The organism is Psychroflexus sp. MBR-150 (assembly GCF_053628795.1).
On the sequence record NZ_JBRJHB010000012.1, the window covers coordinates 41,768 to 68,259 of the forward strand.

Sequence of the window (26,492 nt, forward strand, 5' to 3'; positions counted from 1 at the left end):
AGTTTTCAATTTCAGTGAACAGTCAGCAGTTTTCAGTCGCAGTTTCAGTATTTTATCGGATTGAATTTTTCATGGGGGTTTTTTTATGTGCATTACTCAAAAATCTTTGCGATTTTTCGTCTTTGCGTGAAATAAATTTTATAATATTGAATAAACATACTAAAAGTATATACTTTATTTATTAAAATAGTATATATTTGAAATAAAAAGCATGAAAACACTCTCATTAAAATTAGATAAGGAAATTTTTGGCGAAACTGAAAAAATCTTAGAACAACTAAAAAAGCCAAGAAATAGATACATCAATGAAGCACTTGAGTATTATAACAAAATTCAGCGAAGAAAACTCATTGAAGAGAAAATGGAAAAAGAATCAAAATTGATCAGAGAAGATTCTATGAGCGTTTTGAAAGAATTTGAGGATATAGATTATGGAAATTAAGCAATTTGAAATTTGGATTGCTGATTTAAACCCAAGAATTGGCACAGAACCTGGCAAAAAAAGACCAGTTTTGATCATTCAGTCTAATTTATTGAACAAATTGAAACATCCTTCCACACTAATATGTCCATTGACAACAAACGTGAAATTAAACGTTGACATTTTAAGAGTTCATATCGGCAAAGATATCGTCAATTTAAAAAAACCATCAGATATTATGATTGACCAGATAAGAGCTATTGATAATAACAGATTAGTCGAAAAAATAGGGCAACTTCCCAAAAAACAGGCCAATAAAGTTAAAGCTAACCTTGAAATCATATTTGATTTATCTTTTTAAGAATTTTGGCTTTAGTTGGTAGTCAGCAGTTTTCAGTCGCAGTTTCAGTATTTTATCGGATTGAATTTTTCATGGGGGTTTTTTTATGTGCATTACTCAAAAATCTCTGCGATTTTGCGTCTTTGCGTGAAATAAATTTTATAATATTGAATAAACATACTAAAAGTATATACTTTATTTATTAAAATAGTATATATTTGAAATAAAAAGCATGAAAACACTCTCATTAAAATTAGATAAGGAAATTTTTGGCGAAACTGAAAAAATCTTAGAACAACTAAAAAAGCCAAGAAATAGATACATCAATGAAGCACTTGAGTATTATAACAAAATTCAGCGAAGAAAACTCATTGAAGAGAAAATGGAAAAAGAATCAAAATTGATCAGAGAAGATTCTATGAGCGTTTTGAAAGAATTTGAGGATATAGATTATGGAAATTAAGCAATTTGAAATTTGGATTGCTGATTTAAACCCAAGAATTGGCACAGAACCTGGCAAAAAAAGACCAGTTTTGATCATTCAGTCTAATTTATTGAACAAATTGAAACATCCTTCCACACTAATATGTCCATTGACAACAAACGTGAAATTAAACGTTGACATTTTAAGAGTTCATATCGGCAAAGATATCGTCAATTTAAAAAAACCATCAGATATTATGATTGACCAGATAAGAGCTATTGATAATAACAGATTAGTCGAAAAAATAGGGCAACTTCCCAAAAAACAGGCCAATAAAGTTAAAGCTAACCTTGAAATCATATTTGATTTATCTTTTTAAGAATTTTGGCTTTAGTTGGTAGTCGGTAGTTTTCAGTGAACAGTTAGCAGTTTTCAGTGAGCAGTCAGCAGTTTTTAGTATTTTATCGGATTGAATTTTTCATAAGTGTTTTTTTCTATGCACTTTGTCTAATTCTTAGCGACTTTGCGTCTCTGCGTGAAAATATTAAAGTTCAGTAAAACCTTATCAACTTTGCGACTCTGCGTGAAAAAAATATCAAACCCACTCTTTCAATTCATCAAAATCTAATCCGCCATAATTCCCGCTACTCATCAATAACAAAACATGATTGTTAAAATGTTTAGCTTTCAGAAAAGCTTTAAAATCTTCAGCATTGGTATAAACGCTTAAATCATCTCGGTTAAAAGCCTCTTGAATTTGCTCTTTTGTCAACTCTGGCATTTGTTTGATTTTCAAAGCTTTTTTTGAATAAAAAATCACCACTTCGTCTGCTTTGTCTAAAGTTTTGTGATATTCTTTTAAAAAAGAAGCTGTTAAACTGCTGTAAGTATGCAATTCAAAACACACCAATAAAGTTTTATTCGGAAATTGTGCTTTTACTGCCTTAGTGGTTGCTTCAACTTTTGACGGGCTGTGAGCATAATCTTTAAAAACTAGACATCTCGGTGTTTTTATGACTTCTTCTAAGCGTTTTGATGCACCTTTAAAACTGGCAATGGCTTCATAAAAATCATCTTCATCGACGCCCATATGTTGGCAAATCCATTTGGCACCAGCAATATTTTGTAAATTATGCTCGCCAAAAACCTCAATTGGCATCGGACCTTCGTTGGTTTCAAGATAAGTAACGCCGTCTTCTATATGATGCTCTGGAATATGATAGGCATGTTTGCGTGTAGGTTTTGTCGCATTTAAAGCGATGTCTTTTAACACATCGTCTCCTTCATTATACACCAATGTGCTACCATTAGTCATCGATTCTACAAATTTTTCAAATTGGTTTTTATAAACTTCAAAATTCGGAAAAACATTAACGTGATCCCATGCAATTCCGCTAATTAGTGCAATATTGGGTTGATACCATAAAAATTTAGGTTTAGGATCAATAGCAGAGGACAAATATTCATCACCTTCGAGCAATATAAAATCGTTTTCTTCGGTTAAATGCACCATATTGTCAAACCCATCAAGTTGAGCACCAACCATAAAATCAGTAGGTTTTTCGTGATAATTCAACACGTGCAAAATCATAGAAGTGATTGTGGTTTTGCCATGTGAACCTGCAATAACCACGCGGGTTTTCTTTTTAGAATGTTCATATAAATATTCAGGATACGAATAGATTTTTAAACCTAATTCTTGAGCTTTCAACAATTCGGGATTATCAGATTTGGCATGCATACCAAGAATGACTAAGTCGATTTCATTTGAAATTTGCTCAGGATGCCAGCCCATTTGATGGGGTAAAATATCGTGTTGCTTTAATCTTGAATACGAAGGTTCAAAAATGTCATCATCGCTACCAGTTATAGTTTCACCTTTAAGTTTTAAGGCAATGGCTAAATTGTGCATAGCGCTTCCGCCAATGGCTATAAAATGAATATGCATAGTTGTTGAAAATTAAAACAACAAATATAAAGAATTAGAGTTGCTGTATGCGTTTCAATTCTGTTTTTGCTTGGATAGAATCTGGATTATCAGATAGAGCTTGATTCAAACAAAATTTTGCTTCATCAACATCACCTAATCTGTAGTGTAATTTTGCTTTCAAAATTAGAGCTTTGTCTAAAGAAATCAGTGATGAATTATGGTTTTTAATAAAAACATCAATATTTTTTAAAGCTTGACTTGAGTTTGAATTAGCTTGCAAAGCAATTGCTGCAAATCTGTAATTAAAGTCGATGTGGTTCAAATTTTGAATAGCTTCTTTGGTTGTCAAAAGTGCTTTATCATAATGATTATTTTGAACATAAAGATCTATTAATTTGTTGTAGCAAGTTTTAGAACCACCAATTTCAACTGCTTTTTTGAAGTGTTTTTCAGCAGTATAAAAATCGTTTTCATAATCTGCAATTCTGCCATAAGCTAAAGCTCCATCAACTGGGCTGATATTTTGAAGTTGTGAAGCATAATTTTTGGCTTTATCAATGCTGCCACCAATGACGCCAGGTAATTCTAAATACAATTCAAGTAAAGCCCAACGCACATCAATATGATTAGGGTCTAAATCAGCAGAACGTTTTAAATACTTCTTGACATCGTTGAGTAAAAATAAAGCTGTGAATTTATCTGAACTTTTAGCTTTCATACCAATTGATCCACCGTATTTGTAATTATAATCGGCGTTGTCAGGTTGTTTGTCAATCAAATATTCAAAAGTATTTATAGCTTTATCCCATAGGTGTTGAGCGGCATAAGCATCGCCCAGATATTCATAAGCTTTATAATTGTTTGGCTCGCTTTTAGCGATATCTTCAATGATAGATTGAGCCTTTGCATATTCTTTATTTTCAAAAACTTTGATGCCAAAGTCTAAGTTGGTTTGCCCTATACACAATACGGGTAAAAGTAATAATATGACAAATCTTTTTTGCATATCGCAAATGTATTAAATTCCATTATCTTAACAAATGTTTTATGATTTCATAGAAGTGCATACGGTGAATTATTTTTTAAGTTTTATTTAAAAAATTTTACGTAATTTCAGCATTCTAATCTGAAATGAATGAAAAAATTTATACGTTATCTTTTCTTTATAATTCTATTCCTTGTCTTAAGTTTTTTTACTGCTAACTACTTTGTTTCAAAAAAAATAAAAGGTCTGCTAAATGATAATTCAACTTTTTCTTACAGTGCTTTTCAAGTGAACAGTTTTTCTGGAAATTTGAATCTTGAAGATGTTGAATTCATAGATATTGCCAAAACAATTCGCATAAAAGAAATCGATATTAATGTTGACATAATTCATTATTTAATTCACAAAGAAATCAAAATTGAAATTATTGATGCAGAAGGTTTAGATTTAGTATTTGACTTATCTTCAAATTCAAAAAAAGAAAACAAAAGCAACTCAGAGTTAGATATTATAAGTATTGAAAAAATCAATTTGAAGAATGCAAAAATCACCTTAGAAGATGGCGACAAAACTGTTTTTGAAGCATCTCATATCGATTTAAAAGTAAAAGATATTTCTATGCCTTTAATCGATAATTACAAATGGTTAGAAAACAAAAGTTTACAGGCAGAAGCAGATTCTTTATTTTATGACCTTGATGATTTACATGTTTTAAAATCTGAAAGGTTTACTTTTAAAAATCATTCAATACAACTTTCAAACTTTAAAATAGAGCCTAAATTTTCAAAATCAGATTACATCAATCATATCAAAACTGAAAGAGATTTGATGGATTTAGAAACAAAATTTTTAAAATTTTCTCAGTTTAATTTTCAAAAGAAAGACAGTATTATTTACATCACTTCAAAGAAAATCCAAATCGATAGTTCAAACTTCAATATTTATAGAGACAAAACAATTGCTGACGACACTACTATAAAACCTTTATACAGTAAGGCTTTAAGAGAGCTTGGAATGAAACTAAAAATTGATTCCCTTTCGGTTTTAGATTTGAATCTCACTTATCAGGAGTTGTTGAACAAAAATCGAGAACCTGGTACTATCAAATTCAATGCAATTCAAGGTGATGTTGTTAATCTGCATAACTTTCTGAAAAACGAAAATCCAGATATCAAAGCAAAATTAAAAGCTAAGTTTACAGAGCAGTCTGACATTTACTTCAATTTAAGTTTTGTGCCAGATCATGAACGTTTCTATCTTTCTACACTTATAAAAAAAGTTGAAGATAAATCCATTAACAGCTTTTTTGCTCCTGCAATGCGGATGAAATTAGACGGACAAATAGACGAAATAAGGACCTCTTTCAATGGAAATAATTCTGAGCTCAATGGCGATTTTAAGATGGCTTATAAACAACTAAAACTTAACATTCTCAAAAAAGATGATTCCAAAAATAATTTTGCAAGTTTGATCAGCAACATTTTTGTTAAACATAAAGATGTAGAAGAAAGCTTTAAGCTTGAAAACGTCAAAAGAAACAAAACTAAATCCTTTTGGAACTATGTTTGGATATTTCATTTTGAAGGATTGAAAAAATCTTTACTCTAAGAAAATCACAACATTTTGAGTCCTTGCAAATTAAATAAAATCATTTAACCCGAATTATTCAATAGAAAATTTCCTATTAAATAATGAGGACAAAAGCCATTATATGTTATTAATCGAACTTACGTAAAATTATTAAGTCAAACCAACATTAATTTAATTTTTCCTTAAAATCATTGATAATACCGCCTTTAAGCATAACCTGTATTTGTCTTTCGCTCATGGTGTGTTTTACTTTTATATGTTTTTCTTCACCAGAAGTTTTAATCAATTTGATATTGATTTGGTCTCCTTTTTTTACTTGTTCAATCAAATTGTCAAGTGATATTTCGTCACCTTGTTCAATTTTATCATAATCGGATTCGTTTATAAATTCAAGGGGTAAAATGCCAAAATTTATCATATTTTGCCATGCGATTCGTGCATAATTTTTGGCTAAAACGGCTACTTGACCCAAATATTTTGGTGCTAAAGCTGCATGTTCTCGACTTGAGCCTTGGGCATAATTTTCGCTTGCCACAACAACGTGACCACCATGACTTTCTTTGGCGTCTAAAGCACGGTCGTAAAAAGTATCATCAATTACCGTAAAGGAATATTTACTGATTTCAGGAAGATTACTTCTAAAAGGCAAAACTTCTGCACCAGCTTTGAGAATTTCATCAGTCGAGATATTGTCGCCCATTTTTAGCAAAACAGGAACGCGATAGCTGTCTTTTAATTTTGGTATTTCAGGTAAACTTTTGATGTTTTCGCCTTTTTCAAGTTCAACAGATTTATTATCATCAATTGGTGCAACAAGCATTTCACGATTGATTAATTCGTGTGTTGGATATTCAAATTTTGGATAAGACATACCATAAGATTGTTCTAAAGTTCTTGGGTCGGTTATTTTTCCAGTTAAAGCCGAAGCTGCAGCGGTCTCGGGACTACACAAATGCACTTGATCGTCTTTTGTACCACTTCTGTCGGGGAAGTTTCTCGGCATAGTTCGTAAACTGATGGTTCCACTTGCTGGGGCTTGACCCATGCCAATACATCCCATACAACCCGATTGGTGATAACGAGCACCTGCTGTTATCAAATTTGCGAAAGTTCTGTTTTCAATCATATTTTGCATCACTTGACGAGAAGTTGGGTTGATGTCAAAACTCACTTCTGGACTCACGTTTTTACCTTCCACAATTTTTCCAGCTATCCAAAAATCACGCAAACCAGGATTGGCTGACGACCCAATAACCACTTGGCTGATAGGTTTTCCAGCAACTTCTTCAACAGGGACAACATTGCCCGGACTCGTTGGTAAAGCGATCAGTGGGACTAAATCGTCCAAAACAATTTCTTCATAATATTGATATTGGCAACCTTCATCGGCTTTTAATTCAATCCAATCATCTTCTCTTTCTTGAGATTTTAAAAACTTTTTTGTTTCTTCATCACTTGGAAAAACCGTTGTAGTGGCTCCAAGCTCAGCACCCATATTGGCAATAACATGTCTATCCATGGCACTTAATTCTTTTAATCCATCGCCGTAATATTCAATAATTTTACCAACACCACCTTTGACATCATAACGGCGAAGCATTTCTAAAATCACATCTTTTGCACTCACCCAATCTGGTAATTTTCCAGTTAATTTTACGCCCATCACTTCAGGCATTTTTACATAATAAGGTTTTCCTGCAATGGCAGTAGCCACATCAAGTCCACCAGTTCCTATAGCTAACATCCCTAATGAACCCGCGGCACAAGTATGCGAGTCTGAACCTACCATAGTTTTGCCTGGCTTGCCAAATCTTTCCATATGAACGGGATGGCTAACACCATTACCAGGGCGACTAAACCACAAACCAAATCGTTGGGCAGCTGATTTTAAAAATCTATGATCATCTGCATTTTTAAAATCGGTTTGTAAAAGATTATGATCTACATATTGCACTGCTACTTCGGTTTTAGCACGATCTAAATTCATCGCTTCAAGCTCAAGTTGAACCAATGTGCCTGTAGCATCTTGCAATAAAGCATGATCTATTTTTAATCCAATTTCGTTTCCAGGCTTTAACTCGCCTTCAATAAGATGAGATTCTATTAATTTTTGTGTTACATTTAATGCTGACATATTTCTTTTTTTTTCTAAAGTATCATTATAAATTATTGAAAACAAAAGAATAACAAAATTTTAAAATATATTTTCAGAAATCCCTTTTGCGTTTAAATCAATTCTAAATTAAATTTAAAAACAACTCTAAAGTTGGCAAATAATGCATTTAAACTTATTTTTGATGTCAAATAAAAATATTTTATAATGGGAGGAATTATCAAGTCTTCAATTGCCAGAAAATTTGCCATGGCTTTATCAGGTTTGTTTTTAGTGCTTTTTTTAGCTCAACATTTCACTATCAATATTACTTCGGTTATCAATCCAGACACTTTTAATGAATGGTCTCACTTTATGGGAACCAATATTTTGGTCCAATGGGTTTTGCAACCTATTTTGATATTTGGGGTTATTTTACACTTTGTGTTGGGTTTTGTCTTAGAAATTCAAAACAGAAAAGCTCGAGGTTCTGTTGGTTATTCACAGTATAAAGGATCGACCAACTCCAGCTGGTTTTCTAGAAATATGATTATTTCTGGGGTTGTAATCTTACTCTTTTTAGGTTTGCATTTTTACGATTTTTGGATACCAGAAATTGTAACCAAATATGTTGAAGGCGATATGTCTGGTATGCACAATGGTGATTTGAGATATTATGGAGAAACCGTTGCTAAATTTGCAGGACATCCTGTAAGAACTGGAATTTATGTTTTAGCTTTTATTTTCTTGATATTTCACCTTTTGCACGGCTTTTCATCATCTTTTCAATCTGTGGGTTTTAACAATAAGTATTCTAAAGGCTTAAAATCTTTTACCAAAGCTTTTGCTATTGTCATTCCACTGGGGTTTGCTTTTATTGCTATATATCATTACGTAACACATTTATAATTTTAGATTATGTCAAAATTAGATGCCAAAATACCAAAAGGCCCACTTGCTGAAAAATGGACCAAACATAAAAACGACATCAACCTTGTCAATCCTGCTAACAAGCGAAAGATTGATATCATTGTTGTAGGAACAGGTCTGGCTGGGGCTTCTGCTGCTGCAACATTAGCCGAATTGGGTTACAATGTTAAAACCTTTTGCTTTCAAGATTCACCACGAAGAGCACATTCTATTGCCGCTCAAGGAGGAATCAATGCTTCAAAAAACTATCAAGGCGATGGCGATTCTGATTACAGATTGTTTTATGATACTGTAAAAGGTGGAGACTACCGTTCTCGCGAAGCTAATGTTTATAGACTCGCTGAAGTCTCAGGAAACATTATCGACCAATGTGTTGCTCAAGGTGTGCCATTTGCTAGAGAATATGGTGGCTTGCTAGACAACCGCTCTTTTGGTGGGGTTTTGGTATCCAGAACATTTTATGCTAAAGGACAAACAGGTCAACAACTTTTACTCGGTGCGTATTCTGCGATGAACAGACAAATTAATCGCGGAAAAATAAAATCCTATACACGCCACGAAATGATGGATGTGGTTTTGATTGACGGCAAAGCAAGAGGAATTATTGCCCGAGATATGATTAGTGGCAAAATAGAAAGACATTCGGCTCACGCCGTAGTTTTGGCTTCTGGTGGTTATGGCAATGTTTTCTTTTTATCGACCAATGCCATGGGAAGCAATGTTACAGCCGCTTGGCGTGCCCATAAAAAAGGTGCATTTTTTGCTAATCCGTGTTTTACACAAATTCACCCAACTTGTATTCCCGTTTCTGGTGAATTGCAATCTAAATTGACTTTAATGTCAGAATCGTTAAGAAATGACGGTCGAATTTGGGTACCTGCCAAAAAAGAAGACGCTGAAGCCATTAGGGCAGGAAAACTCAAACCCACTGAAATTCCAGAAGAAGACAGAGATTATTATCTTGAAAGACGATATCCTGCGTTTGGTAACTTAGTGCCACGTGATGTGGCGTCAAGAGCTGCCAAAGAGCGTTGTGATGCTGGATTTGGTATCAATAAAACAGGTGAAGCAGTCTATCTCGATTTCGCTTCAGCTATTGAGCGATACGGCAAGGAAAAAGCTTTTAGCTCTGGTATTGAAAATCCAACAAAAGAACAAATTAAGAAATTTGGCGATGAAGCTATTGAAGATAAATATGGTAATTTATTTGAAATGTATGAAAAAATCATTGACCAAAATCCATACGAAACCCCAATGATGATTTATCCAGCGGTTCACTACACAATGGGCGGACTTTGGGTAGATTACAATTTGATGACCACCATTCCAGGTTGCTATGCTGCTGGTGAAGCTAATTTTTCAGATCACGGTGCTAACCGACTTGGGGCGTCAGCCTTAATGCAAGGTTTGGCTGATGGTTATTTTGTTTTACCGTACACCATTGGCGATTACCTGTCTGACGACATTAGAACTGGACCAATACCAACTGATCATAAAGCCTTTGATGAAGCAGAAAATGCTGTAAAAACTCTATTACAAAAATTAATTGATATTAAAGGTGATACACCAGTTGATGATTTCCATAAAAAACTGGGTAAAATTATGTGGAACAAATGCGGTATGGCAAGGAATGAAAAAGATTTAAAATCAGCCATTAAAGAAATAGCAGAATTGAGAGAAGAATTTTATAGCAAGGTTAGAGTGCCAGGCAAAGTAGATTCTAAAAATGCTGAATTAGAAAAAGCAGCTCGTGTAGCCGATTTCTTAGAATTAGGAGAATTGTTTGCTAAAGATGCTCTACATAGAAATGAATCTTGCGGTGGACACTTTAGAGATGAATACCAAACCGAAGATGGCGAAGCCCTAAGAGATGATGAAAACTTTAGATATGTTGCCGCTTGGGAATATAAAGGTGAGCCTAAAGATGCCATTCTGCATAAAGAACAATTAGTTTATGAAAATATTGAACTCAAAACGAGAAGTTATAAATAACCAAAAAATTGTATTGAAATGAAACTTACACTGAAAATATGGAGACAGGAAAACTCAAGTGCAAAAGGTCGTTTTGAGACCTATAATATTGATGGTATTGAAGGCGACATGTCTTTCCTTGAAATGCTGGATGTATTAAATGACAATTTAGTAAGAGAAGACAAAGAACCTGTAGAATTTGACCACGACTGCCGTGAAGGGATTTGTGGAACTTGCTCTTTGCAAATCAACGGTGAACCTCACGGACCAGATAGACGTATTACGACTTGTCAATTGCATATGCGTCGGTTTAATGACGGTGATACTATTGTGATTGAACCCTTTAGAGCCAAAGCCTTTCCTGTTATAAAAGATTTAATTGTTGACCGTTCTGCGTTTGATCGCATACAACAAGCAGGCGGATTTATCTCTGTCAATACTTCTGGAAACACCATTGATGCCAACACCATCCCAATAGAAAAAGAAAAAGCCGATATGTCTTTTGATGCTGCAACTTGTATTGGTTGTGGGGCTTGTGTTGCTGCTTGTAAAAATGCTTCAGCAATGCTGTTTACTTCGGCTAAGGTATCACAATTTGCACTTTTACCACAAGGTGAAATTGAAGCTACTGACCGTGTGATGCATATGGTGAATCAAATGGATAAAGAAGGATTTGGGAATTGCACCAACACAGGTGCATGCGAAATTGAATGTCCAAAAGGTATTTCTCTTGAAAATATTGCCCGAATGAATAGAGAATATTTATCGGCTTCTATGGCTGGATAGATAGTTCACATAGAAAACATAATTGACTTCAAAGATTTAGATCTAATTCTGTATTGAGTTTATATTAAATCTTTGAGGTTTTTTATTTGCTTTTTGATTTGATAGTTTCAACAGTTTCTCGGCAATTCTTTGCAATCCATTTTGTTTTTGCCAAATAAGCTTTGCAAGCTTTATCAGTAGGAAGTTCTTTGATAAAGTTTTGTGTATTTTGCCCTTTAAATTGTTCTAAAACCCTTATATTTATTTCAATTTGCAGCTATATAATTATCTTTTTTTAATATGATTTATGATTATTGTAACGCGAGTTCGATTTATTGAAAGCTGTAAATCAGATGATTACATATTTTTGTTAGCAAATTTTGTCATTGGTAACAAAGAATGAGGAGAAATCTCATCCTACTGAGATGTCTCGACGCTCATGCTTCGATCTATCGACATGACAAATGATTAAATATCTGTATTTTATATGAATATATTTTATTGGAATTTATATCGAACTCACGTTATTGTAATGCAACCGTATAGACACCAAAATTATGAAGAATTTAAAACAAGCTACATTGCAATCCATCATAAAGAAGTAGTTTAAAATACACTAACTTAGATAAAATAAAATTTTCATGCATCAACTCAAGTCTAAATTACCTCATATCGGAAGGACTATTTTTACCAAAATGAGTCAATTAGCACAAGAGCATCAAGCCATTAATTTGTCTCAAGGTTTTCCTAATTTTATGCCTGACAAAGAACTCATAAAATATAGTGAAGATGCTTTAAACTCTCACAGAAATCAATATGCTCCTTTGGGTGGTTTACCTGAGCTACGACAAAAATTATCCGACAAATTTTACAACCTATACCATCATCGTTACGATTGGAAAAGTGAAATTACTATCACCGCAGGAGCGACGCAAGCTATTTTTACTGCTATTTCTGCATTAGTGCATCGAGACGATGAAGTCATTGTGTTTAAACCTGCTTATGACTGCTATGAACCAGCGGTAGAACTATATGGTGGCATTGTAAAACCTATTCAATTGGATGCACCTGAATATAAAATACCTTGGGATAAGGTTAAAGATTTGATTTCTGACAATACCAAGCTTATTATTATCAACACTCCACATAATCCAACAGGTTATGTATGGACCGAAGAAGATTTTAAGCAATTAAAAGCCGTTGTTAAAGATACTTCAACCTATATTTTAAGCGATGAAGTTTACGAGCATATGGTGTTTGATGACAGAAAACATCACAGCATTTGTAAAGAAGAAGAACTAGCAGCACGTAGCATAGTGACCTTTTCTTTTGGAAAAACCTATCATGTAACAGGTTGGAAATTAGGTTATGCTGTTGCTCCCAAAGCTATGATGAAAGAATTTAGAAAAGTGCATCAATACAATGTGTTTTGCGTTAATCACCCTTTGCAATTTGCCTTAAGTAAGATTTTAGATCAACCTGAACATTATTTGAATTTATCTAAATTTTACCAACAAAAACGCGATAGGTTTTTAAGTCTTATTAAAAACTCTCGGTTTAAATGTGTACCTACACAAGGGACATATTTTCAATTGGCAGATTACACAGAAATATCAGATTTGCCCGACAATGAATTTTGCATAGAACTGATCAAAACTCATAAATTAGCAACTATTCCAGTTTCTGTGTTTAATCATAAAAATATTCAGCAAGGTTATATTAGATTTTGTTTTGCAAAAACCGATGAAACTTTAGAACAAGCCGCCAATATTATTAAAAATATTTAGCCATTGATGTAAAAATAATTCAAATATAAATCACTATCTCTTATCACTTTTCAATTTTACTTTTGATGTTTTGACATGGCAATCAAACCACTTTGTTTATATTTGTTTAAATCTAAAATTGTAAAACATCATAAATACCAACAATTATTCATACTAAGGTGCATGTTCTTTCTAATTGATTTTAGAAGAAATAAAAATTTAAACACATGAGAGATAATTTTAAAATATTTGGAGCTTTTTTTGGATTATTGGCTGTAATCATTGGAGCTTTTGGTACGCACGGATTATCAGATGTTTTAAGTGTTGATCAGTTGCAGAGTTTTGAAACAGGAGTAAAATATCAGATGTACCATGCTTTGTTGATGCTAATTTTGAGTTTTGCCTTAGGTAAAAATGCTAAATACCAAAAAGCAATTTTTTACTTGTTGTGTTTTGGAATTATCTTTTTCTCTTTTTCTATCTATGGGTTAGCAACAAATGAGCTTTACAATTTTGATTTCACAAAATTCGCCTTTCTAACCCCAATAGGTGGAAGTTTAATGATACTAGGTTGGATATTGATGATTATCAGTTTTTTAAAGAAAAATTAAAAATATAACAGTAAATCAATTTTTTTATTAAAGAATCTCTTTAAATTTGTTTAGAATTAAATCTAAAATTATGGATTCTATTTCACAAACTCTCAAAACCATTTCTCTTGAGTCTTATGGCATTAAACATGCTAAAGTTAATTATCAACTCTCACCACAAAAGCTTCATCAAATCACTTTAGAAAAAGGTTTAGGTGAAGAGGCAAGTAATGGTGCGTTAAAAATAAACACAGGTAAATTTACAGGGCGTTCTCCCAAAGACCGCTTTATCGTAAAAGATGACATCACAACAGACGAAATTTGGTGGGGCGACATCAATATCCCTTTTGACAAAAACAAATTTGACCAACTTTATAAAAAGATAACGGCTTATTTATCTGGCAAAGAGGTTTACGCTAGAGATGCATTTGCTTGTGCTGATGACAATTATAAAATTGGAATCAGACACATCAACGAATATCCGTGGAGCAATATGTTTTGCTACAATATGTTTATTAGACCTACTAAAGAGGATCTAAATAGCTTTAATCCAGATTGGCTTGTAATCAATGCACCTGGTTTTAAAGCTGATCCAAAAGTTGATGGTACACGTCAAGAAAATTTTGCGATTCTAAATTTCACTAAAAAGATTGTTATCATTGGTGGTACAGGCTACACAGGCGAGATTAAAAAAGGAATTTTCTCAGCTTTAAATTTTATATTACCTGTTCAAAAAAACGCCCTGCCAATGCATTGTTCTGCTAATCTAGGTCGTGATGGTGATACAGCTATTTTCTTTGGTCTTTCTGGAACGGGCAAAACTACACTCTCTGCTGACACCAATAGAAAACTAATTGGTGATGATGAACATGGCTGGACAAATGAAAATACAATCTTTAATTTTGAAGGTGGATGTTATGCAAAAGTCATTAATTTAACAGAAGAGAATGAACCAGAAATATTTGGAGCTATTAAAAAAGGAGCTATTTTAGAAAATGTTGTCCTTAAAGATAATGGCGATGTAGATTATGAAGATGATAGCATAACTCAAAATACCCGTGTTAGCTATCCTATTGATTTTATTGAAAACGCAGAGTTTTCAGGAGTTGGCCATAATCCTAAAAATATATTTTTCTTAACCGCTGATGCTTTTGGGGTTTTACCTCCAATAAGCAAATTAACACCAGGTCAAGCTGCTTATCATTTTATAAGTGGTTACACGGCAAAAGTTGCTGGTACAGAAGCTGGCATTGATGAGCCTGTACCAAGTTTTTCAGCATGTTTTGGAGCACCTTTTATGCCCATTCATCCAACACGATACGCAGAAATGCTAAGTCAAAAAATGCAAGATGCCAAGGTTAACGTTTGGCTCATTAACACAGGTTGGACAGGAGGTGCTTACGGCACTGGAAGCAGAATGAAACTCAAATATACCAGAGCTATGATTTCTGCCGCCATGGAAAATCAATTGGATAATGTAAATTATAAAGAACATGATATTTTTGGTTTACAAATGCCAAAAACTTGCCCTAACGTACCACCTGAAGTACTTAACCCAAAAGATACTTGGGTAGATAAAGAAGCTTATGATAAAAAAGCTAAACAACTTGCAGATTCATTTGTCAAAAACTTTAAAAAATTTGAACCTTACGCAAGCCAAGAAATCACGAATGGTGGACCAAAAAAGGGTTAAATATTTTTATTCACTATTTTGCAGAAAACAATTTTATATCATTATGATTAAAAAAACCTGAATTAAAAAATCAAAATAAATTAAATTTGTACTTTAACATTCAAACTAATAATTAAAATATGGAAAAGCACTTAGACCAATTTGTTGATCTATTAATATCCTATGCACCCAAAGTATTAGGTGCAATTATTACACTTGTTGTAGGGCTTTGGCTCATCAAAATTATTGTGAAAGCAGTAAGGAAAACTATGGTAAAAAGAAAAATTGATGAGAGTCTTGTGCCTTTTTTATCAACAATTACCTCTGTTTTACTCAAAATTATTCTTTTTATAAGTGTAATTGGAATGGTTGGAGTAGAAGCAACTTCCTTTGTTGCTATACTTGGTGCTGCAGGTCTTGCTATTGGTCTCTCCTTGCAAGGTACGCTACAAAACTTTGCTGGTGGAGTTGTCCTTTTAATTCTTCGCCCATTTAAAGTTGGAGATGTAGTCGATGCTAAGGGTTATTTAGGCATAATTCAAGAAATACAAATTTTTTATACAATCATTCATACCTTTGACAAAAAAGTAGTTTATATCCCTAATGGAGCTCTCGCAAATTCAGATATGACTAACTTATCCCAACAAGAAGATAGAAGAAATGAATGGAAATTTGGCATCGCGTATGGCGATGATGTAGCAAAGGCTAAAAAAGTTATCAAAAAATTAATCGAAGAAGACGATAGAATTTACAAAGATCCAGAGCCTTTCTTAGCACTACATTCACTTGGAGATAGCTCTGTCAATATCGTAGTGAGAACTTGGTCTAAAGCTGCAGATCTCTGGCCTGTTTATTTTGATTTGAACGAAAAAGTTTATAATGAGTTTGCTAAAGAAGGACTCAATATCCCTTTCCCTCAAATGGATGTGCACTTACATAAACAAAATAAATAAAATCAAATTAATTGATTATTTTATTAGAATACGGCTAAGTTAATGCTTAGCTGTATTTTTTTTGAATAAAATCGAAACTAAAATATAGGATAGAATAATAAGCGGTATTGATAGAAATTTCAATAAAACCAGTAATACCAAAGACACCATCAAAAACACAAATACAACCTTGTTTTCAGAAAACCGAAATGACTTCAACTTCAATGAAAACAATTCTACTTTCATATTAAGCAAAACGACACTAACCAAACTCAGCCCAATTAAAAACATATCATCTAAAATTAACTCATCTATCCAGTCGATTTGCTCATAATTCAAAATAAAAGGCAAACTCAAAATCAAAATCGCATTTGCAGGCGTTGGTAATCCTATAAATTTATCAGTTTGATTGCTATCAATATTGAACTTAGCAAGCCTATATGCTGAACCTAATGTAATAGCAAAGGCTGTAAAAGCAAACCAAGGTGTTTGCTCATTAATTGAAATGTGGAATGAACCTAATCCGATGAGATCTTTTCTGAATAATTGAAAAACCACCAAAGATGGCACAACACCGCTCGTAACCAAATCAGCCAATGAGTCAAGTTGTTTGCCTAATTCACTACTCACTTTTAATAATCTTGCTACTAACCCATCAAAAAAATCAAAGAAAATACCAAGTGCAGAACAATATGCAGCAAAAATCAACTCGCCTTTCATCGCAAAATAAATTCCTATGCAACCCATCAACAAATTTAATAACGTAATAAAATTCGGTATAAAAGCTTTCAAAATTCTGATTTTGTTATTTTTAGAGCATAAATATCAACTAAATGCAATATGATTGACCAAAATAAGTTTTATATACCATATAATTAAAGATATTTGTCAAAAAAAAATTGTTTCAGTTGAAAGGCGTAATTATTTTATTTCTATTGACATCACTCGCACTTCAGGCACAAACCCGTAAATATTCCAACGAATTTTTAAACATAGGTGTCGATGCAGCCGCCTTTGGTATGGCCAACGCTGTAACCGCAACATCCAAAGATGTCAACGCTGTTTATTGGAATCCCGCTGGACTCATTCATCTTGAAGACTGGCAATTTTCAGCTATGCATTCCAGTTATTTTGCCAACATCGCTAATTACGACTACATTGCTGGTGCCAAGCCTCTGGATAGCAGAAGTGCCATTGGTTTTAGCATTATCCGTTTTGGTGTTGACGATATATTGAACACCACACAACTCATTGATCAGCAAGGCAATATAGACTATGACCGTATCAGTTTATTTTCAACAGCAGATTATGCATTCACCATTTCCTATGCCAGACACTTACCCATACAAGGACTCAGTTATGGTGTAAATGCCAAGGTCATAAGACGAGTTATTGGCGATTTTGCCACAGCTTGGGGATTCGGCTTTGATGTCGGTGTGCAATTCTCATCAAAACAATGGGAGTTTGGCTTTATGGCTCGTGACATCACAACTACCTACAACACATGGACCATCGACGAAGATGAATTCGCTACAATCCAAAATGCCGTTGCAGGTCAAAACCAAGAGTTGCCCGAAGATACAGAAATTACCCTTCCAAAACTACAAATGGGAATGGCACGTCAGTTTGAAATCAACAGAGATTTTGGTCTCAAAACCGCCCTCAACCTCGATGTTAGATTTGCTGAAACTAATGATATTTTTTCCACATCAACCGCAAGTGCAACCCCAGCATTTGGCTTCGAAGCCGACTATACTGGTATGGTTTTTCTCCGTGGTGGTGTAGGTAATTTTCAAAACGTCAAACAACTCGACGGCTCAGAAGACATCGGATTTCAGCCCAATTTTGGCGTCGGTTTCAAATACAAAGGCATCCAAATTGACTACGCTTTCACCGACATTGGCGATCAAAGCGTCGGTCTCTATTCCAATGTGTTTTCTATCAAACTCGATTGGCAAATGTTTAGACCTTAATAGCATAATTGTTTTGGGCTTCGAACTGGGTTATCGCTATATTCCCATATCGTACATCTTGTCCCGACAAATTTTTATAATTAACATTTCATCAGAAACCCCTAAGCCATCACAACTTTCGTAAAAACACACAATTCATTCGACAAAAACATTAGTGCATTAGTGGCATTAAAAAACACAATTCATTTTACATCAACATTAGTGCATTAGTGGCATTAAAAAACACAATTCATTTTACATCACCATTAGTGCATTAGTGGCATTAAAAAACACAATTCATTTTACATCACCATTAGTGCATTAGTGGCATTAAAAAAAACAATTCATTTTACATCAACATTAGTGCATTAGTGGCATTAAAAAAAACAATTCATTTTACATCAACATTAGTGTATTAGTGGCATTAAAAAACACAATTCATTCGACAAAAACATTAGTGCATTAGTGGCATTAAAAAACACAATTCATTCGACAAAAACATTAGTGCATTAGTGGCATTAAAAAACAAAATTCGTTTAACACCAACATTATTAGAATTTAAAATCAATTAACAATAAATTTACAAATTTGTTATGCGTGCATAATAAATTTTTATTACATTTGAACATATAAAATAAAATGAGAGATAAGACCATTGATTATGTTTTAAGAGCAACTTGGATTGCCGTAGCAAAAATGTATAACGAAGAAGCAGGCAAAAAAGGTTCAACTATGGCAACTGGTTTTGTTTTGCTCAATATAGACCCTGAAGATGGCACACCATCAACCTCCTTAGGACCAAAAATGGGCATGGAAGCCACATCATTATCAAGAACACTAAAAACAATGGAAGACAAAAATCTTATCGAAAGAAAACCCAACCCAGAAGACGGTCGAAGCATTCTAATTTGCCTCACAGAATTTGGTAAAGAAATGAGAGAATATTCCAAAGAAGTGGTTCTAACTTTCGATCAAAAAGTAAGAGAAAACATAAGTGAAAATGACTTAAAAACATTTATAGAAGTTGCTAACACGATTATAGATATGATATCTAATCGAAAAATATATAATCAAACCAAAACAATTTCGACTTAAAAATAAACACATGAAACGACGCATTAATAAAGTAGCAGTTATTGGTTCAGGAATTATGGGTAGCGGTATTGCTTGCCATTTTGCCAATATTGGCGTAGAAGTTTTACTACTCGATATCGTTCCACGCGAACTCAACGACAAAGAAAAAAAGCAAGGCAAAACCCTTGAAGACAAAGTCGTAAGAAACAGAATTGTCAACGACGCTCTACAAAATTCATTGAAGTCAAACCCATCACCAATTTATCATAAAGATTTTGCCAACCGCATCACAACAGGTAATCTCGAAGACGACATTGCCAAAGTGAAAGATGTAGATTGGATCATTGAAGTGGTAGTTGAGCGTTTAGACATCAAGCAACAAGTTTTTGAAAACCTTGAAAAACACAGAACACCAGGAACCATCATTTCATCAAACACCTCAGGTATTCCTATCAAATTTATGGCAAAAGACAGAAGTGATGACTTTAAAAAACACTTCTGTGGCACGCACTTTTTTAATCCGCCACGATATCTTAAACTTTTAGAAATCATACCTGGACCAGATACTTCCAAAGAAGTCTTAGAGTTTTTAAACGAATACGGCGAAAAATTCCTTGGTAAAACCACGGTTATTGCCAAAGACACACCAGCATTTATCGGAAATCGCGTTGGTATTTTCAGCATTATGAGCTTATTTCATATGGTAAAAGATATGGATATGACCATAGAAGAAGTCGATAAACTCACTGGACCAGTCATCGGCAGACCCAAATCAGCTACGTTTAGAACTGTTGATGTCGTCGGTTTAGATACATTAGTTCACGTCGCTGATGGTTTGTATGAAAACGTACCCAAAGATGAACGTCACGAATTGTTCAAACTTCCAGATTTTATCAAAAAAATGATGGAAAACAAATGGTATGGCAGTAAAACAGGCCAAGGATTTTATAAGAAAATAAAAAATAAAGACGGTTCAAGTGAAATCAAATCTTTAGATTTAAATTCATTAGAATATCGAGAAAAACAACGTGCAAAATTTTCAACTTTAGACAAAACAAAATCAGTTGATGACGTTGCCAAACGTTTTTCTATTTTAATTGAAGGTGAAGATAAAGCAGGTGAATTTTACAGAAAAAATTTCGCTGCCTTATTTGCATATGTCCAATATAGGATTCCTGAAATCACAGACGCCTTATACAAAATTGACGATGCAATGAAAGCTGGCTTTGGTTGGCAGCACGGTCCATTTGAAATTTGGGATGCCATAGGTTTAGAAAAAGGCATTCAACTGATGAAAGATGAAGGTTACGACATTGCAGATTGGATTTCAGAATTAGCTACTGATAATGCCCAAAGTTTCTATTCAGTTAAAAATGGTGCAACCTATTTTTATGACATTGATAAAAAAGAACACGTCAAAATACCTGGTCAAGATGCGTTCATTATTTTAGATAATATTCGCGAAAGCCAAGAAGTTTGGAGCAACAAAGATTTAGTTGCTACAGATTTAGGCGATGGGATTTTGAATATAGAATTTCGCAGTAAGATGAATTCCATAGGTGCCGATGTCTTGAATGGTATCAATACGGCAATGGATATAGCTGAAAAAGAATACGACGGTGTTGTGATTTCTAACAATGGACAAAATTTTTCAGTTGGTGCTGATATTGGAATGATTTTTATGTTTGCCGTAGAACAAGAATATGAAGAACTCAATGGTGCTATAAAATATTTTCAAGATACAATGATGCGTATGCGATATTCATCTATTCCAACGGTGGCTGCCCCACATCAAATGGCTCTCGGCGGTGGTTGTGAATTATCAATGCACGCCGATAAAGTTGTAGCTCACGCTGAAACTTATATCGGTTTGGTAGAATTTGGCGTTGGTGTCATTCCTGGTGGCGGTGGCTCAAAAGAAATGACACGTCGTGCCGCCAAAACCTATAAAAAAGACGATGTTGAAGTCAATCGATTAAGAGAAAATTTTCTCACTATCGGTATGGCAAAAGTCTCCAAATCTGCTCATGAAGCTTATGACTTAAACATTTTGGAACAAGGCAAAGATATCGTCGTAGTCAGTAGAGATAGACAACTTGCTATTGCTAAGCAACACGCCAGATTAATGGCTGATAATGGCTATTCTCAACCAGTAAAAACCAATGATATTAAAGTGCTTGGTCGTCAAGCTCTAGGGGCATTTTTAGTCGGTACCGATCAAATGAAAGCTGGTCATTATATCAGCGAATATGACCAAAAAATAGCCAATAAACTGGCTTATGTAATGTCTGGTGGAGACTTGTCAGAAGCCAATTACGTGTCAGAGCAATATTTATTAGACCTTGAACGCGAAGCCTTTTTATCGCTTTGTGGCGAACGAAAAACATTAGAACGTTTACAACATATGATTAACAACGGGAAACCGCTTAGAAATTAAGTGCCCCCTAACCCCCAAAGGGGGAATTAAATAAGATTTAAATGTTTGAGTATTTGAAAAATTGTATAATAATGATTAAAAACCTATTTAACCCCCTGTAGGTAAATTCCCCCTTTTGGGGGTTAGGGGGCTTCCTATGAAAACAGCATATATAGTAAAAGCATACAGAACAGCAGTTGGTAAAGCACCAAAAGGTGTATTTAGATTTAAGCGACCAGACGATTTGGCCGCTGAAACCATCAATTATATGATGAAGCAACTTCCAGAATTTGACAAATCTCGTATTGACGACGTCATTGTCGGTAATGCAATGCCCGAAGCCGAACAAGGATTAAATGTTGGGCGATTAATTTCTCTTATGGGATTAAAGACTGAAGAAGTTCCAGGCGTAACCATCAATCGGTATTGTGCATCAGGACTCGAATCTATAGCCATCGCATCAGCAAAAATCCAAACAGGAATGGCTGATTGTATCATCGCAGGTGGTGCAGAAAGTATGAGTTACATTCCTATGGGTGGTTATAAACCAGTGCCAAATTATGAAGCTGCAAAACAAGGTCACGAAAGTTATTATTGGGGAATGGGTTTAACTGCAGAAGCCGTTGCCAATGAATATAAAGTTTCAAAAGAAGACCAAAACGAATTTGCATTTCAATCCCATCAAAAAGCCATTAAGGCTCAAAAAGAAAACCGTTTCAAAGATCAAATTGTGCCGATTGAAGTTGAAGAAATATTTGTGGATGAGTCTAATAAAAAGCAAACAAAAACTTACACCGTTGACCAAGACCAAGGCCCACGAGCTGATACTTCAATTGAAGTCTTAAACAAACTTCGTCCTGTATTTGCTGAAGGCGGAAGCGTAACTGCAGGTAATTCATCTCAAATGAGCGACGGTGCAGCTTTTGTAATGGTTATGAGCGAAGAAATGCTTAAAGAACTCAATCTTGAACCTGTAGCGAGATTGGTAAGCTATGCAGCAGCTGGTGTAGAACCACGCATAATGGGTATTGGTCCAATAAAAGCCATTCCTAAAGCTTTAGAACAAGCAGGACTAAAGCTCAAGGATATGGAATTGATTGAACTCAACGAAGCTTTTGCATCTCAATCGATAGCCGTTAGAAGAGAATTAGATATCAATCCAGACATTTTAAATGTGAACGGTGGTGCCATAGCATTAGGTCATCCGTTGGGTTGCACTGGCGGAAAATTATCCGTTCAAATATTTGATGAAATGAAAAAACGAAACCTTAAAAACAAACACGCTATGGTAACAATGTGTGTCGGAACTGGGCAAGGTGCAGCTGGGGTTTATGAAGTGTATTAAAAAAACCTCACCTAGCCTCCTCTAAGGGGAGGAACTAAGGATAATGTGTATAATAAAATGAATTTAAAATAAAGTATAATTAAACATTCTCTTTTCTACCTCTCCTTTGGAGAGGGTTGGGGAGAGGCTAATAAGAGGATTATGAAAACAACAGAAAAACAAAATGAAATGATTCGTGGCGGTCAATTTATCGTTAAGGATACAAAGGCAGAAGATATCTTCACACCAGAAGATTTTTCAGAAGAGCAAAAAATGATGCGCGACAGCATCAAAGAATTTGTGGACAGAGAAATTTGGCCTAAAAAAGAAGAATTTGAAAAGAAAAACTACGCTCTCACCGAAGAAATTATGAACAAAGCCGGTGAACTCGGTTTTCTTGGTGTAGCTGTTCCAGAAGAATATGACGGTCTAGGAATGGATTTTGTCTCTACAATGTTGGTATGTGATTATATTTCTGGAGCAACGGGTTCAATAGCCACAGCTTTTGGAGCACATACTGGCATTGGCACTCTACCTATTTTACTCTATGGCACAGAAGAGCAGAAAAAAAAGTATATCCCAAAACTCGCTACTGGTGAATGGTTTGGAGCTTATTGCTTAACCGAGCCTGACGCTGGATCAGATGCCAATTCTGGAAAAACCAAAGCCGTTTTATCTGATGATGGTAAATACTACAAGATTTCTGGTCAAAAAATGTGGATTTCAAATGCTGGATTTTGCGACTTGTTTATCGTGTTTGCAAGAATAGAAGACGATAAAAACATCACAGGGTTTATCGTTGAAAAAGATTTAGAAAACGGAATTTCTCTAGGTGATGAAGAAAAGAAACTCGGCATTCATTCATCGTCAACACGTCAAGTGTTTTTTAATGAAACTAAAGTACCAGTAGAAAATTTATTAGGCGAAAGAAATGGCGGTTTTAAAATTGCGATGAACGCCTTAAATGTAGGTCGAATCAAATTAGCTGCAGCTTGTCTTGATGCCCAACGTCGAGTGATTGGTTCAGCAATTAAATATGCCAACGACCGCGTTCAATTCAACACACCAATATCTCAATTTGGAGCGATTCAGCAGAAATTTGCAGAAATGGCTACTGCAGTTTATGCAGATGAAGCAGCTTGCTACAGAGCCGCTAAAAATATTGAAGATAGAATCAACCTTAGAAAAGAAAGCGGAAATTCTCACCAAGAAGCCGAACTGAAAGGCGTTGAAGAATTTGCCATTGAATGCTCAATTTTAAAAGTTGCGGTTTCAGAAGACATTCAAAGATGCACTGACGAAGGTATTCAAATTTATGGCGGAATGGGTTTTTCTGCCGATGCACCGATGGAGTCTGCTTGGAGAGATGCACGTATTTCTAGAATCTACGAAGGCACCAATGAAATCAACCGTATGCTTTCTATAGGTATGTTGGTAAAAAAAGCAATGAAAGGTCATGTTGATTTTATGGGACCAGCTCAAGCCGTCAAAGACGAATTGACAGGTGTTCCGTCTTTTGATACGCCTGATTTTTCAGAATTGTTGTCTGAAGAATTAGATATGATAAAAAAACTCAAAAAAGTGTTTTTGATGGTATCTGGTGCAGCTGCTCAAAAATATGAAACAAAGTTGGAAGAACAACAGCAATTACTTCTTGCATCAGCTGATATTTTGATAGAAATTTATATGGCCGAATCTGCTATTTTGAGAGCTAAAAAGAACGCTAATGCTAAAGGCGAGGACACTCAAAAAGTTCAAATTGCAATGGCTCAACTAAAATTGTATCACACTGTAGAAAAAATCAGTGAAAAAGCCAAAGAAGCTATTATTTCATTTGCGGAAGGCGATGAACAAAAAATGATGTTGATGGGATTAAAACGTTTTACGAAATATTACAATTATCCTAATATTGTTGAGTTACGTAAAACTATCGCTAAACGTGTGATTGAAGATAATTCATATAAGTTTTAAATATTATTTTGTTAAAAATTTAACCTGTAGTTTTATAACTGCAGGTTTTTTTATGCTCATAATCAATATCAATTTTCAAGACACACTTAACAACCATCAAATTAAGAATAGAAAGGAATTAATCTAATCTTTAAAAACCAATGATATACTTCTGATAACTAAAATTGATAAAACTACATAATAATGAAGATAATCATAATAAAATTAACGAAATTTGACCTTATCAAAGATCATTAAAAATGAATCATATAATAGAATCGTTAATTAAGCCTACTGTTGTATTGATTATATTGGTAATCCTACTGATTTTTAATTCATGGATTTTTAAGAGGTTTAAATCAACAAAATCGAATCGAAATATTATAAAAGGTGCAATTTCATTATTTATAGTTCTTGTTAGTACATTGTCATTTATTTTAGTCTTGCCAATTGATAAAGCTTTAAAAGGACAAATATTGGGCTTTCTCGGAATTATTATTAGTGCAGGAATTGCTTTGAGTTCAACCACTCTTCTAGGTAACATAATAGCAGGAATTATGAATAATTCTATGAATCGTTTCAGAAATGGAGATTTGATAAAAATTGGAGACTTTCAAGGAAGGGTAATTGAAAAAAGTATTTTTCATACGGAAATTCAACTGGAAGATAGCAATTTCATTACAATTCCAAATCTCTATATAGCCAGTTATCCCGTTAAACTAACAAGAAAAACGAATACCGTAATTTCCACTTCAGTTTCATTAGGATATGACATATCTCGTGAAAAAGTAGAGAAAACTTTAAAGAATGCAGCCAATGAAACTGGTTTATCCGATCCTTATATGTACATAACAAACTTAGGCGATTACTCAGTTGCATATAAAATTCACGGATTTTTAGAAGATAGTAGTAAATATTTTAGTACGACATCACTACTTAACGCTAAAGTAATAGATAAACTTCATGCTGAGAACATAGAAATTGTATCACCAACTTTTATGAACCAACGACGAATAGATAATGTAGAATTTATTCCAAAACAAATAGCTAGTAAAACAAAAGCTGTTAATGAAAAACCACCAGAGGATTTAATATTTGATGAAGCGATCAAATCTGAAAAACTGGAGACAAAAAAAGATTATCTTAAAGAAATTGACAAAAAACAAACGGCTTTAAAAGAGAAGCTAAAGGATTTGAAAGATGATAAAGATATTGAAAAGACAAAATCTAGAATTAAAAGAAATGATGAAATGCAAGATCAAATCAAAAAAAATATTGAAGAACAAATCAAAAAAAATAAAGATAAAGCAAATTGATATTAACGAAACAACCATAAAATCATTTGTTGAATCCATACGAAAAGACCCC

The 26,492-nt window shown here is 34.0% G+C and carries 22 protein-coding genes and 1 pseudogene; 18 read left to right on the forward strand and 5 right to left on the reverse strand.

Features of this window, described 5'->3' with window-relative positions; translation table 11 throughout:
* Positions 1-211 precede the first annotated feature (211 nt).
* The 4 genes from ACSSV5_RS08130 to ACSSV5_RS08145 all read left to right on the forward strand — a co-directional run bounded on the left by ACSSV5_RS08130 (position 212) and on the right by ACSSV5_RS08145 (position 1,564).
* Positions 212-442, forward strand: a complete 231-nt coding sequence (locus tag ACSSV5_RS08130) for a hypothetical protein (protein WP_211064833.1) — start codon at positions 212-214, stop codon at positions 440-442.
* The gene (locus tag ACSSV5_RS08135; RefSeq protein WP_211064832.1) at positions 432-782 is read left to right on the forward strand and encodes a type II toxin-antitoxin system PemK/MazF family toxin; all 351 of its coding nucleotides are present in this window, start codon (positions 432-434) and stop codon (positions 780-782) included. The genes ACSSV5_RS08130 and ACSSV5_RS08135 overlap by 11 nt, the downstream gene beginning before the upstream one ends.
* Positions 783-993: 211 nt before the next feature.
* The gene (locus ACSSV5_RS08140; protein WP_211064833.1) at positions 994-1,224 is read left to right on the forward strand and encodes a hypothetical protein; all 231 of its coding nucleotides are present in this window, start codon (positions 994-996) and stop codon (positions 1,222-1,224) included.
* A complete protein-coding gene (locus tag ACSSV5_RS08145) occupies positions 1,214-1,564 on the forward strand; it encodes a type II toxin-antitoxin system PemK/MazF family toxin (protein ID WP_211064832.1) in 351 nt (116 codons plus the stop codon). Before ACSSV5_RS08140 ends, ACSSV5_RS08145 begins: the two co-directional genes overlap by 11 nt.
* 216 nt (positions 1,565-1,780) lie before the next feature.
* Here ACSSV5_RS08145 and ACSSV5_RS08150 read toward each other — a convergent pair whose 3' ends face one another.
* Together ACSSV5_RS08150 and ACSSV5_RS08155 are read right to left on the reverse strand one after the other, a co-directional pair.
* Entirely contained in the window at positions 1,781-3,133 is a 1,353-nt protein-coding gene (locus ACSSV5_RS08150; protein ID WP_211064831.1) for a UDP-N-acetylmuramate--L-alanine ligase, read from the reverse strand.
* A gap of 34 nt (positions 3,134-3,167) precedes the next feature.
* Positions 3,168-4,121 carry a tetratricopeptide repeat protein gene (locus ACSSV5_RS08155; RefSeq protein WP_454245486.1) on the reverse strand — a complete coding sequence of 318 codons (954 nt, stop codon included), beginning with the start codon at positions 4,119-4,121 and terminating at the stop codon, positions 3,168-3,170.
* A gap of 129 nt (positions 4,122-4,250) precedes the next feature.
* Here ACSSV5_RS08155 and ACSSV5_RS08160 point away from each other — a divergent pair, with 129 nt between their 5' ends.
* Entirely contained in the window at positions 4,251-5,708 is a 1,458-nt protein-coding gene (locus ACSSV5_RS08160; RefSeq protein ID WP_454245487.1) for a hypothetical protein, read from the forward strand.
* Positions 5,709-5,856: 148 nt separating this feature from the next.
* Here the strand turns inward: ACSSV5_RS08160 and ACSSV5_RS08165 are convergent, their stop codons facing one another.
* Positions 5,857-7,824: an aconitate hydratase gene (locus ACSSV5_RS08165; protein ID WP_454245488.1), complete on the reverse strand. Its 1,968-nt coding sequence runs from the start codon at positions 7,822-7,824 to the stop codon at positions 5,857-5,859.
* Positions 7,825-8,010: 186 nt separating this feature from the next.
* On the opposite strand from ACSSV5_RS08165, the gene ACSSV5_RS08170 reads away from it, so the two are divergent.
* From ACSSV5_RS08170 to ACSSV5_RS08180, 3 genes are read left to right on the forward strand one after another with little or no spacing between them, the layout of a single operon-like run.
* Entirely contained in the window at positions 8,011-8,691 is a 681-nt protein-coding gene (locus ACSSV5_RS08170) for a succinate dehydrogenase cytochrome b subunit (protein ID WP_211064827.1), read from the forward strand.
* 9 nt (positions 8,692-8,700) lie between these two features.
* Positions 8,701-10,704 carry a fumarate reductase/succinate dehydrogenase flavoprotein subunit gene (locus ACSSV5_RS08175; RefSeq protein ID WP_454245489.1) on the forward strand — a complete coding sequence of 668 codons (2,004 nt, stop codon included), beginning with the start codon at positions 8,701-8,703 and terminating at the stop codon, positions 10,702-10,704.
* An 18-nt stretch (positions 10,705-10,722) separates the two neighbouring features.
* Positions 10,723-11,469, forward strand: a complete 747-nt coding sequence (locus ACSSV5_RS08180; RefSeq protein WP_454245490.1) for a succinate dehydrogenase/fumarate reductase iron-sulfur subunit — start codon at positions 10,723-10,725, stop codon at positions 11,467-11,469.
* A 136-nt stretch (positions 11,470-11,605) separates the two neighbouring features.
* On the opposite strand, the pseudogene ACSSV5_RS08185 reads toward ACSSV5_RS08180, so the two are convergent.
* Positions 11,606-11,707, reverse strand: a pseudogene (locus ACSSV5_RS08185) (IS1595 family transposase); the annotation flags it as partial.
* 382 nt (positions 11,708-12,089) lie between these two features.
* Here ACSSV5_RS08185 and ACSSV5_RS08190 point away from each other — a divergent pair.
* The 4 genes from ACSSV5_RS08190 to ACSSV5_RS08205 all read left to right on the forward strand — a co-directional run bounded on the left by ACSSV5_RS08190 (position 12,090) and on the right by ACSSV5_RS08205 (position 16,429).
* Positions 12,090-13,235, forward strand: a complete 1,146-nt coding sequence (locus ACSSV5_RS08190) for a methionine aminotransferase (RefSeq protein ID WP_454245491.1) — start codon at positions 12,090-12,092, stop codon at positions 13,233-13,235.
* Between the two features lie 206 nt (positions 13,236-13,441).
* On the forward strand, positions 13,442-13,825 hold the full coding sequence (locus ACSSV5_RS08195; RefSeq protein ID WP_454245492.1) for a DUF423 domain-containing protein: 384 nt from the start codon (positions 13,442-13,444) through the stop codon (positions 13,823-13,825).
* Between the two features lie 70 nt (positions 13,826-13,895).
* Positions 13,896-15,497 carry a phosphoenolpyruvate carboxykinase (ATP) gene (gene pckA / locus ACSSV5_RS08200; RefSeq protein WP_454245493.1) on the forward strand — a complete coding sequence of 534 codons (1,602 nt, stop codon included), beginning with the start codon at positions 13,896-13,898 and terminating at the stop codon, positions 15,495-15,497.
* Positions 15,498-15,616: 119 nt separating this feature from the next.
* Positions 15,617-16,429: a mechanosensitive ion channel family protein gene (locus ACSSV5_RS08205; RefSeq protein ID WP_454245494.1), complete on the forward strand. Its 813-nt coding sequence runs from the start codon at positions 15,617-15,619 to the stop codon at positions 16,427-16,429.
* A gap of 39 nt (positions 16,430-16,468) precedes the next feature.
* On the opposite strand, the gene ACSSV5_RS08210 is transcribed toward ACSSV5_RS08205, so the two are convergent.
* Entirely contained in the window at positions 16,469-17,200 is a 732-nt protein-coding gene (locus ACSSV5_RS08210; protein WP_454245495.1) for a CDP-alcohol phosphatidyltransferase family protein, read from the reverse strand.
* A 116-nt stretch (positions 17,201-17,316) separates the two neighbouring features.
* Between ACSSV5_RS08210 and ACSSV5_RS08215 the strand changes: the two genes are divergently transcribed.
* From ACSSV5_RS08215 to ACSSV5_RS08240, 6 genes are all read left to right on the forward strand, one after another.
* Positions 17,317-18,381, forward strand: coding sequence for a putative type IX sorting system protein PorV2 (locus ACSSV5_RS08215; protein WP_454245496.1), 1,065 nt, complete (start codon positions 17,317-17,319; stop codon positions 18,379-18,381).
* 618 nt (positions 18,382-18,999) lie between these two features.
* A complete protein-coding gene (locus ACSSV5_RS08220; RefSeq protein ID WP_211064820.1) occupies positions 19,000-19,455 on the forward strand; it encodes a MarR family winged helix-turn-helix transcriptional regulator in 456 nt (151 codons plus the stop codon).
* A 10-nt stretch (positions 19,456-19,465) separates the two neighbouring features.
* Positions 19,466-21,871, forward strand: coding sequence for a 3-hydroxyacyl-CoA dehydrogenase/enoyl-CoA hydratase family protein (locus tag ACSSV5_RS08225; protein WP_454245497.1), 2,406 nt, complete (start codon positions 19,466-19,468; stop codon positions 21,869-21,871).
* 136 nt (positions 21,872-22,007) lie between these two features.
* Positions 22,008-23,195, forward strand: coding sequence for an acetyl-CoA C-acyltransferase (locus tag ACSSV5_RS08230; protein WP_454245498.1), 1,188 nt, complete (start codon positions 22,008-22,010; stop codon positions 23,193-23,195).
* Positions 23,196-23,336: 141 nt separating this feature from the next.
* The gene (locus ACSSV5_RS08235) at positions 23,337-25,145 is read left to right on the forward strand and encodes an acyl-CoA dehydrogenase family protein (RefSeq protein WP_454245499.1); all 1,809 of its coding nucleotides are present in this window, start codon (positions 23,337-23,339) and stop codon (positions 25,143-25,145) included.
* Positions 25,146-25,384: 239 nt separating this feature from the next.
* Positions 25,385-26,440 carry a mechanosensitive ion channel family protein gene (locus ACSSV5_RS08240; RefSeq protein ID WP_454245500.1) on the forward strand — a complete coding sequence of 352 codons (1,056 nt, stop codon included), beginning with the start codon at positions 25,385-25,387 and terminating at the stop codon, positions 26,438-26,440.
* The last annotated feature ends 52 nt before the right edge of the window (positions 26,441-26,492 follow it).